Here is a 13,839-nt window from a genome sequence, read left to right as displayed (position 1 = left end):
ACACCGCGCCTAGTGCGGTGGCAGCCCATCAGCCGACCTGCGGGTGTGCCGCCGGCTGTCCCACGTTACGGACGGGAGCGTACGCCCGCGCCCACCCACCGGCCGACAATCGTGCACGACTGTTGAGCGCCTGTTACCCGGGTGTAACCCTTGCGTGGGGCATATCACTCTTCGTGCTGCTAACCGAGCGTCGAGGCGTCGCCAAAGTCCGGTTTCCGGCGAGCGATTCCCCCTCGGACGCTACCGCCAAAAGACCGCCACCGCCGCGTTGACCAGGGTCAGGCCGACGATCGCGAGGAAGTGGCCGCGGTTGACCACGTCCCGCTTACGGGAGAAGAACACCATGACGAAGATCAGCAGCGCGATGACCAACTTCGTCACAAGTTTCGCCGGGTTCGGCTCGGCGTCGCCGCCACCGCGCAGCGGCGCGGAGAGCCCGAGGCCGGTGAGCAACTGGATCACGGCGCCCCAGAGCATGGCGGAGTTGATCCGCAGCTTCCCGCTGACGTACTGGGCGATCGAACCGCCGAGCAGCAGAGCGAAGCCGATCAGATGGACATAGAGGAGGATGAGTCGCAGTGCTTCCACGCCGCCCATCCTCCCCCATCAACGACACTTTGTAGTAGTGGGGCTGCCCGGTCGGCGCGTCGCAGGGTTCACCCCTTGACCGCCCCGGAGGTGAGGCCGGAGACGATGAAGCGCTGGAGGAACTGGAAGACCAGCACGGTCGGGATCGCGGTGAGCAGGGTGCCGGCCGCGAAGATGCCGAAGTTGGTGTTCCGCTCGGCGCCCTGCAACATCCCCCGCATGCCGACCGCGAGGGTCTTGGCGTCCGTGTCGGTGAGGAAGACGCTCGCCATCAGGAACTCGTTGATGGTGTTGATGAAGGCCAGCAGCCCGGTCACCGCGAGGATCGGCGCCACCAACGGCAGCATGATCCGGAAGAAGACCTGGGCGTGCGAGGCGCCGTCCATGGTGGCGGACTCGTCCAGCTCCCGGGGCAGGGTGTCGAAGAAGCCCTTCATCAGCCAGGTGTTCACGCCGAGCGCACCGCCCAGGTAGAGCAGCAGCAGGCCCCACGGGGTGTTGAAGCCGACGACCGGCCACAGGTCGGTGATCGTGCCGAAGATCAGGAAGATCGCCACGATCGCCAGGAACTGCGGAAACATCTGGATCAACAGCAACGACAGCAACCCCACCCGTCGACCCTGGAACCGCATCCGCGAGAAGGCGTACGCCGCGAGCGCCGAGAGGAACACCGATGCGGACGAGGCGCCTCCGGCGATGAGCAGCGAATTCAGGAACCAGTGGGCGAACTCGGTACGCGCGAACAGGTCCCCGAAGTTCTCCAACGAGACCCCGGCGGTCGGCACCAACTCGGTGGACGAGAGGGTGCCGAGCGGGTTGAGCGCCGCCGAGACGACGAACACGAGCGGTAAGAGGCTGAACAGCACGCCGAGCAGGCCGACAAGGTGCCGCCAGCCGACCTGGGCGAACCAGCGGTTCCTCCGCCTTCTCTCCGGGTGGTCGACCGCCGTCGGACGGCTCGGACCGATGAGCGTGGTCACGCGTACACCTCCTCCTGTTGACGGGTCCGCCGGAAGCTGATCGACGACACCACCGCGACGATGGCGAAGATGAACAACGAGATCGCCGCGGCGAAGCCGAACTGCGCCGCCTGCCCACCGAACGCCAGCCGGTACGTGTAGGTGATCAGCAGATCGGTGGCGCCGTTGCCGGGGTTGTCCGCCGGGAACGGCGCACCCTCGGTGGTCAGGTAGATCGCGTTGAAGTTGTTGAAGTTGAACGCGAACGACGAGATCAGCAGCGGCGAGAGCGCGACCAGCAGCAACGGCAGGGTGACCGCGCGGAAGGACTGCCAGGGTGAGGCCCCGTCGACCGAGGTGGCCTCGGTCAACTCCCGCGGGATGGCCTGGAGCGCGCCGGTGGCGACCAGGAACATGTACGGGTAGCCGAGCCAGAGCTGCACCAGGATCACCGCGGCGCGGGCCGTCCAGTCCTGGCCGAACCAGTCGACGCCGAGCCCGAACAGGTTGTTGATCAGCCCGAAGTCGGTGTTGAACATGTCCCGCCAGACCAGCAGCATCGCGAACGACGGCATGGCGTACGGCAGGATCAGCAACATCCGGTAGAGGTTGGTGCCCCGCATCCGGGGTGAGTGCAGCGCGAGCGCGATCAGCATGCCGAGGATGAACGTGCCGCCGGTGGAGCCGATCGCGAAGGCGAAGTTCCAGACCAGCGTGCCGAGGAACGGCCCGGAGATCCGCTCGTCGGTGAGTATCCGGGTGAAGTTGGACAGTCCGACGTTCACCTTCCACCCCTGGGCCAGGCGCTCGCCGTCGGCGGCGACGAACGCGCCGACCTCGCCGTCCGCGGTCCAGGTCCGGCCGCTGTCGCTGTCCCGGACGCAGTCGCAGCCGGCGTCGTACGCCCGCACGGCCCTGCCCTCGTACGCCCGGGACAGTCCGGACGAGCGCAGCGCGCCGCCGGCGGTCGGCACCACCAGGTCGGTGATGTCCTTACTGCGGGCGCTGGCCTGGCCGACGTTCAGCACGGTGTAACCGTCCGCCGCGGTGACCTTCCCGCCCGGGGTGACGGTGACCGTGCCGGGGTCGAGCGGACGCAGGCCGCCACCGTCGCCGACGGAGACGGTGGCGGTCGCCGGGTCGGTGATCAGGAAGACCAGTGCGCCGCTGGCGGGGTCGCCCTTCGTGGCGACGGACAGCGGGTACTGGGCGGAGCCCGGGACCTGCCGCACCGAGCTGCTCTGGATTGCGACGATCGCGTCCTTCTTGTCACCCCGGTGACCGTCGCCGAAGTTGGTGAAGGCCGTGCTCGCGGTATAGAGGACTGGCACGATCTGGAAGGCGACCAGGAAGAGAGTGCCCGGGACCAGATACTTCGCCGGGACGTGCCGGCGGCCCGCGTACAGGTAGAACAGCGCGGCGGTGGTCAGCACCAGCACCGCCAGTCCGACCCACTGCCCGGCCTGCACGAGCGGGAACGCCGCCCAGATCGCGATCCCGGCCACCAGGCCGAGCAGGAGCACCTTGGCGGCGAGGCCGGCCACGGTGATCGGCGCGTGGTTCCGCGCGGTACGGGACGTACGCGGGGACCCGGTGCCCACGGGCCCCCGGCCCGGGGTCTGCTGGGCAGTCCCCGGGCCGGACAGCGGCGTACTCATTACTTGATCGAACCGGCGATCGTCTTACCGGCCGCGGTGACCGTGCTGGTCGGGTCGGCGCCGCCGATGACGGCGGCCTCCGCCTTGCCGAACGGGTCCCAGATCGCGGCCATGGCCGGGATGGCCGGGAGCACCTGGCCGTTCCTGCCGGCCTCGATGAACTTGGCGAGGTCCGGGTCGCTGCCCTTGACCTGGTCCAGCGCGGCGGTCAGCGCCGGCGGGCGCGGGTCGGCCTGGTAGAGCGCCACGGCCAGTTCCGGCTTGGCCACGTGGTTGACGACGAACTCCTGGGCGAGCGCCTTGTTCTTGCCCTTGGCGGCCACGTAGAAGGACTGGACGCCGATGAACGGAGCGGCCGCCTTGCCGCCGGCGAAGCCGGGTATGGCGGAGATGTCGTACGCGATGCCGGCCTTCTTCACGTCGGCGGTGGCCCAGGGCCCGGAGACCAGGAAGGCGCACTTCTTGCTGGTGAAGGTGGCGGTCGCGTTGGTGTCGGCGATGGAGCGCTTCAGCACGCCCTCGCCCTTCTCGCCGAGTGCGGCGATCTTCTTGAACGCGGCGATCGACGCCGGCTTGCCCACGCCGAGGTCCTTCGGGTCGTAGTCCCCGTTCCCGGTGGTGCCGAAGAGGTAGCCGCCGGCCGAGGCGTACAGCGGGTAGATGTGGTACGCGTCGCCCTTCTGTCCGACCTGGAGGCAGAGCGTCTCGGTGACCTTCTTCTGCGCCTTGAGCTGCTTGCCGGTGGCGACCAGGTCCTCGATCGTCTTCGGGGCCTCGGGGGCCAGGTCGGTGTTGCGGATCAGTGCCAGGTTCTCCTGCGCGTACGGCACGCCGTAGAGCTGGCCGTTGAACGTGACGGCCTTGACGGCACTCTCGCTGAAGGTGGCCTTCTGCTCGTCGGGCAGCTGCACCGGATCGATGGCGCCGTTCTGGACCAGGTTGCCGATCCAGTCGTGGGCGCCGATCACCACGTCCGGACCGCCGCCCTGGCTCGACACGGTGACGAAGTTGTTCTGGAGGTCCTCGTTCGGGACGGCCTGCACCTCGACGGTGACGCCGTTCTCCTGGCCGAACTTCTCGGCGAACGGTTTGAGCGCCGCGGTCCGCTTGTCGTCGGCCCAGATCACCAGCTTGCCGCCGGCGGCCTTGGGGGTTTCCTTCGTGGCCGGCTCGTCGCTGTCGCCACCGCAGCCGGAGGCGGCGAGCGCCAGGCCGAGAACGGCGACCACACCCGCGGTACGGATGCGCATCGGTACTCCTGTCGTCATGGCGGGTCCGCCGGGGGAAGGACGCCCCGCCAGTGGAAAGCTGAAATTTCTTGCTGATCAACGCAGCGATACTGCTCCACGCTGCCGAATGTTGCGGGGACGTTAGCAAGACGTTGCAGATAATGGAAGGGCTTGCAGAGAGCCCCGCAAGAACTTGCCGGTGGGCTACAGTGCCGCACATGCGCGCTCGACTGTCCGACATCGCCCAACAGGCCGAAGTCAGCGAGGCCACGGTGTCGCGGGTGCTCAACGACCGCCCGGGCGTGGCACCGGAGACCCGACAGGTCGTTCTCACCGCCCTCGACGTGCTGGGCTACGAGCGCCCGGCTCGACTGCGCAAGCGCAGCGCCGGCCTGGTCGGCCTGGTGGTGCCGGAGCTGGACAATCCGATCTTCCCCGCGTTCGCGCAGGTCATCGAGTCCACACTGGCACAGAGCGGGTTCACCCCGGTGCTCTGCACCCAGACCGCAGGCGGCGTGACCGAGGACGAATACGTGGAGATGCTGCTGGACCGGCAGGTCTCCGGGATCGTCTTCGTCTCCGGCCTGCACGCCGACACCGCCGCCAACCACGACCGCTACCGGGCGCTGATCGCCCGGCCGCTACCGGTCGTGATGATCAATGGGTACGTCCCCGACGTCGCGGCGCCCTTCGTCTCCTGCGACGACCGGGAGGCCGCCGAGCTGGCGGTGGCCCACCTCGTCGCCCTGGGACACCGGCGGATCGGCCTGATCACCGGGCCGGACCGGTTCGTGCCGGTGCAGCGCAAGGTGGCCGGATGGCGATCGGCGATGACCCGACTGGCCGGCGTCGCCGAGGCCGATCTCGGTCCCCTGGCCGAGCTGACACTGTTCGGTGTGGAGGGTGGCGAGGCGGCGGCCGGCCGGCTGCTCGACCGTGGTGTCACCGGGCTGGTCTGCGGCTCCGACCTCATGGCGCTCGGCGCGGTGCGGGCGGCCCGCCAACGCGGCCTGTCCGTGCCGGGCGACCTCTCGGTCGTCGGCTACGACGACTCGCCGCTGATGGCCTTCACCAACCCGCCGCTGACCACCGTGCGGCAACCGGTGGCCGCGATGGCGGTGGCCGCGGTCCGGGCCCTGGTGGACGAGATCAACGGGCACGGCGCCCCGCACTCCGAGTACCTGTTCCGCCCGGAGCTGGTCGTCCGCGGCTCCACCGCCGTGGCCCCGGCCGCCGTGCGATTCCCTTACGCAAGATCTGCTTGACTCTTGCAAAGGCGAGCGGCATATTGCTCACACAGCCGCGCCCGAGCCTGAGACAGACGGGGAACGTCACCGATGACCGTCAGCACCACCGCCCTGCCCCGCGCCGACGACGACTGGTGGCGCTCCGCGGTCGTCTACCAGGTCTACGTGCGCAGCTTCGCCGACAGCAACGGTGACGGGGTCGGCGACCTGGAGGGCATCCGCGAGCGCCTGCCGTACCTGCGTGACCTCGGGGTGGACGCGCTCTGGCTGACCCCCTTCTACACCTCGCCGATGATCGACGGCGGGTACGACGTCGCCGACTACCGGGACGTCGACCCGATGTTCGGCACGCTCGCCGACTTCGACGCGATGATCACCGACGCGCACGCCCTCGGCCTGCGGATCATCGTCGACCTGGTGCCCAACCACACGTCCAGCGCGCACCGCTGGTTCGTCGACGCCCTCGCCGCCGGCCCCGGCTCGCCCGAGCGGGCCCGCTACCTCTTTACCGACGGGCAGGGCGCGCACGGCGAACTGCCCCCCAACGACTGGGAGAGCATCTTCGGCGGGCCCGCCTGGACCCGGGTCGCCGACGGCCAGTGGTACCTGCACCTGTTCGACCCGGCCCAGCCGGACCTGAACTGGCGTCACCCGGAGGTCCGCGCCGAGTTCGAGGACGTCCTACGGTTCTGGCTGGACCGGGGCGTGGACGGCTTCCGCGTCGACGTGGCCCACGGCATGATCAAGGCCGAGGGGCTGCCGGACGTCGGCTTCAGCACGGCGACGACCGGGCAACGCCAGGTCGAACTGCTCGGCAAGGGCCGCCTGCCGTACTTCGACCAGGACGAGGTCCACGAGATCTACCGCGCGTGGCGGCCCATCCTGGACAGCTACCCGGGCCGCCGGATGGCGGTCGCCGAGGCCTGGGCCGAGACGCCGCAGCGACTGGCCCGCTACATCGGCCCGGACGAGCTGCACCAGGCGTTCAGCTTCGACTTCCTCGACGCCACCTGGTCGGCCGACTCGTTCCGCAAGGTGATCGACACCGCGCTCGCCGAAGCGACGGTGGTCGGCGCGCCCACCACCTGGGTGCTGTCCAACCACGACAAGCAGCGGCACGTCACCCGCTACGGCGACGGCCCCGAAGGGCTGCGTCGTGCCCGCGCCGCCAGCCTCCTGATGCTCGCCCTCCCCGGCTCCGCCTACCTCTACCAGGGTGAGGAGCTGGGCCTGCCCGAGGTTCTCGACCTCCCCGACCAGCTACGCCAGGACCCGGCGTTCCTGCGTACCGGTGAGAGCCGTGACGGCTGCCGGGTGCCGATCCCGTGGAGTGGAGAGCTGGCGCCGTACGGCTTCGGGCCGGCCGGCAGCGAGCTGAGCTGGCTGCCCGCCCCGGCGACCTGGCGTGCCCTGTCGGTCACCGCGCAGGCCGGCACCCCGGGCTCGACGCTGGAGCTGTACCGGACGGCCCTGCGCATCCGCCGCGAGCACCCGGCGCTGGCCGCCGACGCCGGCGAGGTCACCTGGTCGCAGACCGAGCCGGGCGTGTTGGCGTTCACCCGTGGCGCGGGCGACGCCGCGCTGACCTGCGTCGTCAACTTCGGCGCAGCGCCCGTGGCACTCGACGGGTACGGCACGCCTGTCGTCGCGAGCACCCCGCTGACCGACCACCTGTTGCCCGTCGACGCGGCCGCCTGGTTGGAACGGCGCTGAGCGGGTAAGCCAGTCTCGACCTGGTCGTCCGTCGTGCCCCGCGCCAACGGGCGACTGGGCTGCCGACCCCTTGTGGTGGGGGGTGAGGTCACCGGCGCCACGCGGAACGGATTCCGCGCGGCGCCGGTGCTCGTGTGTGTTCCGTCGTCGCCCTGGGTACCACCAGGAGATCGCGGCGGAGGTGACCCATGGCGGTACGAATGGCGCAGTACACGATCGACGTCGAGGACCTGGACGCCATGGTCGCGTTCTGGTCGGCGGCGCTCGGCTACAAGGTCGAGCAGGGCGATGACGGCAGCGCGAAGCTCTGGCCGCCGGGAGGGCCCTCCGCCGCCGCGCCCAGCATCTGGTTGCAGGGGTCCGGCACCGCCAAGCGAGGCAAGAACCGCGTACACCTGGACCTGGTCGCGGACGTCGACCCGCAGGCCGAGGTCCGGCGGCTGGTCGCCCTCGGCGCGCGGCACGTCGACGTCGGCCAGACCGGTGACGAGCGGTTCACCGTGCTCGCCGACCCGGAGGGCAACGAGTTCTGCGTGCTGGACGGCCCGCCGACGCGCTGACCCACCACGTCACTTCGCGGTGAGCAGCGCCGCGATCCGGGTGAAGCCGGCGCGCACCTCGGCCTCGTCCGGCGGCTCGGCGGGTTCGCCGTGACCCGCCTCGTCGGCAGCGGCGTCCAACTCCTCGTCGATCACGTCCTCGAAGTCGCCGTACAGGTCGGCCCCCTCGACCTGCCGGGCCTCGTCCTCCGCGGCCACCTGCGCGGCGGCGATCTCGCTGCGGATCTCGTCGGCCGACAGCGCCGGCAGCAGCGGTTCCACCACGGCCATCAGCTGCTCCTCGGCCACCACCGCCTCGGCCAACGCCAACGCGTGCGGCCGTTCGTACGGCCCGCAGACCACCGGCTCCCACTCGTCCAGGTCACCGAGCGGCCCGAAGGTGATGATCCACGGCAGGCCGAGCATCGGCGAGTCGGCCGGCAGGTCCAGTGTCATGAGTGCGCCCACGGGCTCATCATGGTCTGCGAACGTGAGCGCCGGTGCCGTTCTGTTCAGTTACCGCCCGTCCGGCGGTCGACGAGGGACCGGTCGGCTCAGTCGTGTCGGGTGGCGTCCAGGGCGGCACGCACAAGAGCGACGGCCCGGTCCGGGGACACGCCCAGCCGCCGCGCCTCGGCGGCGTAGTCGACGGCGACCCGGTGCAGCCGGTCGACGGCGTCGTCCCGCCCGGGCGCGACGAAGGTCCCGTTGCGTCCCCGGGTCTGCAACAGTCCGGCCGCCTCCAGCTCCCGGTAGGCCCGCGCCACCGTGTTCGCGGCCAGCCGCAGGTCGGCCGCGAGCTGCCGGACGGTGGGCAGGCGGCTGCCCACCGGCAGCCGACCGTCGCCGATCAGCTCGGCGAGCTGCACACGCACCTGCTCGTACGGCGGCACCGGCGAGTCCTGGTCGACGGTGATCAGCATGTCGGACATGTCCGCCCTCACCCCGCACCGCCCGGAGCGCCGGGATCGGTGTCCTCGTCGATGTCCACCACACCGGCGCCCTCCGCCAGGTCCACCACGCGCCCGCTCCGACTGGTCGCGAGCAGCGCGGCGCCGAACAGCACCAGTTGGTTCAGCAGGTAGAGGTAGAGCAGCAGACCGACCGCGCCGGCCACCACGGTGTACGCCGGGTTCCGCTCGGTACGCACCACGTAGTACCTCCCCACCGTGTTGAGCAGCGTGATGCCGACCGCCACCAGCAGCACCACCGGACGCAGCCGGGACCGGCTCATCCGCAACCGGGGTACGGCGAGCAGCAGCGCGGTGGCGAGCACCGCGTTGACCAGCACACTGAGCACGGCGCTGACGGTGGTCAGGCCGACCGACCCGGTGCTACGCAGCAGGAAGCGCAGCAGTGATTCCAACGCGTCCACCGCCGCCACACTGAGGCCGAGCAGCACGAAGACGCCGATCATCACCCCGAGGTCGACCAGCCGCCGGACCACGAGATTGCCGGGCTGCTGGTTGAGCGCGTACATGAGCCGCTGCGAGGAGCGGATCGCCTCCACCCAGCCGATCCCGGTGAACACGAGAATGACCAGGCCGACCACACCGACCGTGCCGCTGGAGTTCGCGATCTGCTGCGCGTCCAGGAACGGCAGGTTCTCCTTCAGGAACCCGGCCGCCGCCTCGCTGACCTCGTCGTTGTCCTCCAGGATCGCGCCGAAGACGGAGTACGCGACCAGAGCCAGAGCGAAAACGGCGAAAAAGCCGTAGTACGCGATCGCCGCGGCGAGCCTCCCGGCCAACACGTCGGCGTAGAGCGTCCCGGCACGCCAGACGTGGTCGAACAGCCCCGACCGGGAGCGCGCGGCACTCACCCAGCGGTCGATGCCCGCCTCGATCCGGCCGATCACGTTCACGCGATCATCCTCGCCGATCTCCCGCCGCCGTCCCGGCAACCAGCACAAGACCGCTCGCCACCCGGCGCGTCGCCGGACGTCAGTCGCCGAGGCGGAAGTCCCGGCGCGGCTGCCACCGGGCCTGCCCACTATGCGAGAACAGGGTGAACCCGTCGACCTCGAACATCGCGGAGAAATCGGCCAGATCCTCGTACACCTTGTCCAACGCCTCCGGAGCGACATCCTGCGCCACGGTGACGTGCGGATGGTACGGAAAACGGGTCTGGCGGTGCAGGCCCGGCGCGCCCGCGATGGCCGCGGCCAGCAACTCGCACTCGCTGATGCCGGCGGCCACCGCGACGAACACCACCTGCGTCACCGGCCGGAACGTACCAGTCCCCCGCAGGTGCAGCGTGAACGGCAGATGCGCGGCGGCCACGGCGGCGAGGTGCCGCTCGACGCCCGGCAGCACGTCGGTCGGGATCTCGGTCGGACCGAGCAGCGTCACGTGCGCGGGCACCGCGAGCGGATCACCCGCCTCGACCCGTCGCCGGGTGAGCTGCGCCCCCCACGGCTCCGGGATGTCCACCGCGATGCCGATCTGCACGGTGTCGCCCGACGGCGGCACCTCGCCACTGCGATCCACGCTCCGCGCCGCCACGTCGGCCACCGACCCGTCCACCCGTCCCCGCAGCGCTATTCGCCGCGCACCGGCGGGAAGAAACCGACCCGCTCGTACGCGGACCGCAGGGTCGCGCCGGCCACGGACCGGGCCTTCTCCGCGCCGGAGGCCAGCAGCTTGTCCAGTTGGGCCGGGTCGTCGAGGTACGTGCGCGTGCGCTCCTGGATCGGACGGACGAACTCCGCCACCACCTCCGCGAGCTCCTTCTTGAGGTCGCCGTAGCCGCGACCGGCGAACGCGGACACCAGGTCGTCGATGCCGCGCCCGCTGAGCGCCGAGTAGATGGTCAACAGGTTGGACACGCCCGGCTTGGTCTCGGCGTCGAAGACGATCTCCCGACCGGTGTCGGTCACCGCGGAGCGGATCTTCTTCGCCGACCGTGCCGGGTCCTCCAGCAGGTCGATGATGCCGGCCGGCGAGGACGACGACTTGGACATCTTCGCCGTCGGGTCCTGGAGGTCGGTGATCTTCGCGGTGTCCTTGACGATGTGCGGCGCGGGCACCGTGAACGTCGCGCCGAACAGCGAGTTGAACCGCTGGGCCAGATCGCGGGAAAGCTCCAGGTGCTGGCGCTGGTCCTCGCCGACCGGCACCGCGTTGGCCTGGTAGAGCAGGATGTCGGCGGCCTGCAGGACCGGGTAGGTGAACAGCCCGACGCTGGCCCGCTCGTTGCCCTGCTTCTGCGACTTGTCCTTGAACTGGGTCATCCGGCTGGCCTCGCCGAAGCCGGTGATGCAGCCGAGCACCCACGCCAGCTGCGGGTGCTCGGGCACCTGCGACTGCACGAACAGGGTGCTGCGGTCGGGGTCGATGCCGACCGCGAAGAGCTGGGCGGCCGCCACCCTGGTCCGCTGGCGCAGCACCGCCGGATCGTGACCGGCGGTGATCGCGTGCAGGTCCACCACGCAGTAGAACGCGTCGTGGGTGTCCTGCAGGGCCACCCAGTGCCGCACGGCTCCCAGGTAGTTGCCGAGGTGGAACGAGTCGGCCGTCGGCTGGATGCCGGAGAAGACGCGGGGTCGCTCGGGAACGTCGGGCATGACGATAATTCTGTCAGCAAGCATGCGGAGCCGTCATGACGGGCCGGCGCGTCGGCCCCGGCCTGCCGGTGTCGGGGCGCTGACCTCGCGTGGCCCGCTCGTCCCCACCCGTGCGCCCGACCCGACAGCGGTGCCGCGCCGCTGCCCCGCCGCGACCCGGTCCGCCGCGGCCCGGTCCGCCTCGCGCGGGTGGCCGACGGGATCGCGCCGCGGCTCCGGCAACCGGGCCACCGTCACCCCGAGCCGGGCCACCCGGCGCCCGTCCAGGGCCAGCACACGCAGCAGCCAACCGTCCACCGGGGCCGCCGGATCTCCTCCGCCGTCGGTCGGCTCGGCGGGCACCGGCACCTCGTCGCCGGTCAGCGGCAGGCGGCCCAGCACGGCCATCACGTACCCGCCGACGGTCTCGTACGGGCCGGCGGGCAGCGCCACCCCGGTCCGCTCCGCGAAGTCGGCGAGGTTGAGCCGGCCGTCGACCACGGCCGGCAGGCCGGCGTGGGTCGGGTCGGGCGTCCTGTCGTACCCGTCGTGGATCTCCCCGACGAGTTCCTCGATCAGGTCCTCCAGGGTGACGATGCCGGCGGTTCCGCCGTACTCGTCGACCACCACCGCCAGGTGGTGCCCCTCCCGGCGCATCTCGGTCAGCGCGGCCAGGACGCGCTTGCTCCCCGGCACCTGCTTGACCTCGCGGATCAGCTCGCCCACCGTGCCGCAGGGGTCGGCGTCCGGACGGAGCAGCACGTCCCGCAGGTGCACGAACCCGATCACGTCGTCATGGGTGCCGTCGGTGACCGGGTAGCGGGAGTGCGTCTCGGCCCGTACCAGCCGGGCGGCCTCGGCGATGGTCAGCCGGGCCGGCAGGAAGACCACCTCGGTGCGGGGCATCATCACCTCGCGGACGAGGCTCGCACCGGCGACCAGCACCTCGTCGATGATCCGCCGCTCGTCCGGGTCGAGCACGGTGTTGACCGCCAGGAGATCCCGCAGCTCGGCCTCGGAGATGCGTTCCCGGCCGGCCGCCGGGCCGGTGCCGAGGAGATCGGTGACGAGGCGGCTGGCGCCGTCGGCGGTACGCACCAGCACCCGGGCGACGGCTCGCGCGAGCGGCCCGGGGTCGCGGCGGGATCTTCTCCGCACGCGTCGCCGGAGCCCGGAACGGGCCGCTTCCCGCATGACAGAGATGGTAGACACCGGGTGCCCACCGCACCGGCGATGTGCGGCTCTGTTTAAACGTGAGAGATTATGATGGACTGGCGTCCGGCGCGATCCACATCGCTCCCGAGCGCCGCCGTAGGGTGATCACCAAGGGCCACGTCCTGGCGGGCCAGGCAGGAGGCAAACGACGTGAAACTGCTCGTCACCGGGGGTGCCGGCTTCATCGGCAGCGTGGTGACCCGGATGCTGCTCGACGCCGGCCACCAGGTCGTCGTCCTGGACGACCTGCGCACCGGTCACCGTGAGGCGCTCGCTCCGGACGCGACCCACGTCGAGGCGTCCATCCACGACGCCGCACAGGTCCTCACCCCCGACGCCGGCTTCGACGGGGTGCTGCACTTCGCCGCCCTCATCGCCGCCGGCGAGTCGATGGTGAAACCGGAGCGGTACTGGGAGAACAACACCGTCGGCACGCTCGCCCTGATCAACGCGGTCCGGGCCGCCCGGGTGCCCCGGATGGTCTTCTCCTCCACCGCCGCCGTCTACGGCAACCCCACCGAGCTGCCGATCACGGAAACCGCGGTCAAGGCGCCCACCAACACGTACGGCGCCACCAAGCTCGCGGTCGACATGGCGCTCACGTCCGAGGCCGTCGCGCACGGGCTGGCCGCCGTGTCCCTGCGCTACTTCAACGTGGCCGGAGCGCACCTCGCCGGCGACGTCGCGCTCGGCGAGCGACACGACCCGGAGACGCACCTCATCCCGATCGCTCTCGAGGTCGCCGCCGGCCGGCGGGAGAAGCTCCAACTCTTCGGCGACGACTACCCCACCGTGGACGGCACCTGCGTGCGCGACTACATCCACGTCGCCGACCTGGCCCGCGCGCACCTGCTCGCGCTGGACGCCGCCACCGCGGGCCAGCACCGCATCTACAACCTCGGCAACGGAAACGGCTTCACCAACCGCCAGGTGGTCGACGTGGTCCGCGAGGTCACCGGTCACCAGCTTCCGGTCGAGGTGGCGCCGCGCCGCGAGGGTGACCCCGCCGAGCTGGTCGCCTCCTCCGCGCTGGCCCGTGACGAGCTGGGCTGGGTGCCGCGCAAGCCCACCCTGCACGACATGGTCGGCGACGCCTGGGCCTTCTACCGCGCACACGTCCTGGAGCAGTCGTGAGCGCGAGGCGTGA

At 70.7% G+C, this 13,839-nt stretch carries 14 protein-coding genes; 4 read left to right on the top strand and 10 right to left on the bottom strand.

Features of this window, described 5'->3' with window-relative positions; translation table 11 throughout:
• Positions 1–240: 240 nt before the first annotated feature.
• From ACTFTM_RS05030 to ACTFTM_RS05015, 4 genes are all read right to left on the bottom strand, one after another.
• Positions 241–588: a hypothetical protein gene (locus tag ACTFTM_RS05030; protein WP_449564693.1), complete on the bottom strand. Its 348-nt coding sequence runs from the start codon at positions 586–588 to the stop codon at positions 241–243.
• 68 nt (positions 589–656) lie between these two features.
• Positions 657–1,556, bottom strand: a complete 900-nt coding sequence (locus tag ACTFTM_RS05025; RefSeq protein WP_449566540.1) for a sugar ABC transporter permease — start codon at positions 1,554–1,556, stop codon at positions 657–659.
• A gap of 8 nt (positions 1,557–1,564) precedes the next feature.
• Positions 1,565–3,205 carry an ABC transporter permease subunit gene (locus ACTFTM_RS05020; RefSeq protein ID WP_449564692.1) on the bottom strand — a complete coding sequence of 547 codons (1,641 nt, stop codon included), beginning with the start codon at positions 3,203–3,205 and terminating at the stop codon, positions 1,565–1,567.
• Positions 3,205–4,455, bottom strand: a complete 1,251-nt coding sequence (locus ACTFTM_RS05015; RefSeq protein ID WP_449564691.1) for a sugar ABC transporter substrate-binding protein — start codon at positions 4,453–4,455, stop codon at positions 3,205–3,207. The genes ACTFTM_RS05020 and ACTFTM_RS05015 overlap by 1 nt, the downstream gene beginning before the upstream one ends.
• A 197-nt stretch (positions 4,456–4,652) precedes the next feature.
• On the opposite strand from ACTFTM_RS05015, the gene ACTFTM_RS05010 reads away from it, so the two are divergent.
• From ACTFTM_RS05010 to ACTFTM_RS05000, 3 genes are all read left to right on the top strand, one after another.
• Complete coding sequence (locus ACTFTM_RS05010) at positions 4,653–5,699, top strand: LacI family DNA-binding transcriptional regulator (protein WP_449564690.1); 1,047 nt, start codon at positions 4,653–4,655, stop codon at positions 5,697–5,699.
• A gap of 72 nt (positions 5,700–5,771) precedes the next feature.
• On the top strand, positions 5,772–7,394 hold the full coding sequence (locus ACTFTM_RS05005) for a glycoside hydrolase family 13 protein (protein ID WP_449564689.1): 1,623 nt from the start codon (positions 5,772–5,774) through the stop codon (positions 7,392–7,394).
• 188 nt (positions 7,395–7,582) lie between these two features.
• Positions 7,583–7,954: a VOC family protein gene (locus tag ACTFTM_RS05000; protein WP_449564688.1), complete on the top strand. Its 372-nt coding sequence runs from the start codon at positions 7,583–7,585 to the stop codon at positions 7,952–7,954.
• A 9-nt stretch (positions 7,955–7,963) separates the two neighbouring features.
• Here ACTFTM_RS05000 and ACTFTM_RS04995 read toward each other — a convergent pair whose 3' ends face one another.
• The 6 genes from ACTFTM_RS04995 to ACTFTM_RS04970 form a co-directional block, all read right to left on the bottom strand.
• Positions 7,964–8,401 carry a hypothetical protein gene (locus ACTFTM_RS04995; protein ID WP_089017805.1) on the bottom strand — a complete coding sequence of 146 codons (438 nt, stop codon included), beginning with the start codon at positions 8,399–8,401 and terminating at the stop codon, positions 7,964–7,966.
• An 86-nt stretch (positions 8,402–8,487) separates the two neighbouring features.
• Complete coding sequence (locus ACTFTM_RS04990; protein ID WP_449566539.1) at positions 8,488–8,856, bottom strand: GntR family transcriptional regulator; 369 nt, start codon at positions 8,854–8,856, stop codon at positions 8,488–8,490.
• Positions 8,857–8,873: 17 nt separating this feature from the next.
• The gene (locus ACTFTM_RS04985) at positions 8,874–9,797 is read right to left on the bottom strand and encodes a YhjD/YihY/BrkB family envelope integrity protein (protein ID WP_449564687.1); all 924 of its coding nucleotides are present in this window, start codon (positions 9,795–9,797) and stop codon (positions 8,874–8,876) included.
• Between the two features lie 79 nt (positions 9,798–9,876).
• Positions 9,877–10,446, bottom strand: a complete 570-nt coding sequence (locus tag ACTFTM_RS04980; protein WP_449564686.1) for a 2'-5' RNA ligase family protein — start codon at positions 10,444–10,446, stop codon at positions 9,877–9,879.
• A 26-nt stretch (positions 10,447–10,472) separates the two neighbouring features.
• Positions 10,473–11,498: a tryptophan--tRNA ligase gene (trpS, locus tag ACTFTM_RS04975; RefSeq protein ID WP_449564685.1), complete on the bottom strand. Its 1,026-nt coding sequence runs from the start codon at positions 11,496–11,498 to the stop codon at positions 10,473–10,475.
• A 33-nt stretch (positions 11,499–11,531) separates the two neighbouring features.
• On the bottom strand, positions 11,532–12,671 hold the full coding sequence (locus ACTFTM_RS04970; protein WP_449564684.1) for a hemolysin family protein: 1,140 nt from the start codon (positions 12,669–12,671) through the stop codon (positions 11,532–11,534).
• A 171-nt stretch (positions 12,672–12,842) separates the two neighbouring features.
• Between ACTFTM_RS04970 and galE the strand changes: the two genes are divergently transcribed.
• Positions 12,843–13,826, top strand: a complete 984-nt coding sequence (galE, locus tag ACTFTM_RS04965; RefSeq protein WP_449564683.1) for a UDP-glucose 4-epimerase GalE — start codon at positions 12,843–12,845, stop codon at positions 13,824–13,826.
• The last annotated feature ends 13 nt before the right edge of the window (positions 13,827–13,839 follow it).

The organism is Micromonospora sp. RB23, from assembly GCF_053585025.1.
Note: the sequence above shows the minus strand (reverse complement) of the source record. Positions and strands in the feature narration are given on the sequence as shown.

Bases quoted from the DNA above. Each gene is read 5' to 3' on its own strand.
- ACTFTM_RS05020 (WP_449564692.1), bottom strand. From the start codon at position 3,205: ATGAGTACGCCGCTGTCCGGCCCGGGGACTGCCCAGCAGACCCCGGGC.
- ACTFTM_RS05015 (WP_449564691.1), bottom strand. From the start codon at position 4,455: ATGCGCATCCGTACCGCGGGTGTGGTCGCCGTTCTCGGCCTGGCGCTC.
- ACTFTM_RS05010 (WP_449564690.1), top strand. From the start codon at position 4,653: ATGCGCGCTCGACTGTCCGACATCGCCCAACAGGCCGAAGTCAGCGAG.
- ACTFTM_RS05005 (WP_449564689.1), top strand. From the start codon at position 5,772: ATGACCGTCAGCACCACCGCCCTGCCCCGCGCCGACGACGACTGGTGG.
- ACTFTM_RS05000 (WP_449564688.1), top strand. From the start codon at position 7,583: ATGGCGGTACGAATGGCGCAGTACACGATCGACGTCGAGGACCTGGAC.
- ACTFTM_RS04990 (WP_449566539.1), bottom strand. From the start codon at position 8,856: ATGCTGATCACCGTCGACCAGGACTCGCCGGTGCCGCCGTACGAGCAG.
- trpS (WP_449564685.1), bottom strand. From the start codon at position 11,498: ATGCCCGACGTTCCCGAGCGACCCCGCGTCTTCTCCGGCATCCAGCCG.
- ACTFTM_RS04970 (WP_449564684.1), bottom strand. From the start codon at position 12,671: ATGCGGGAAGCGGCCCGTTCCGGGCTCCGGCGACGCGTGCGGAGAAGA.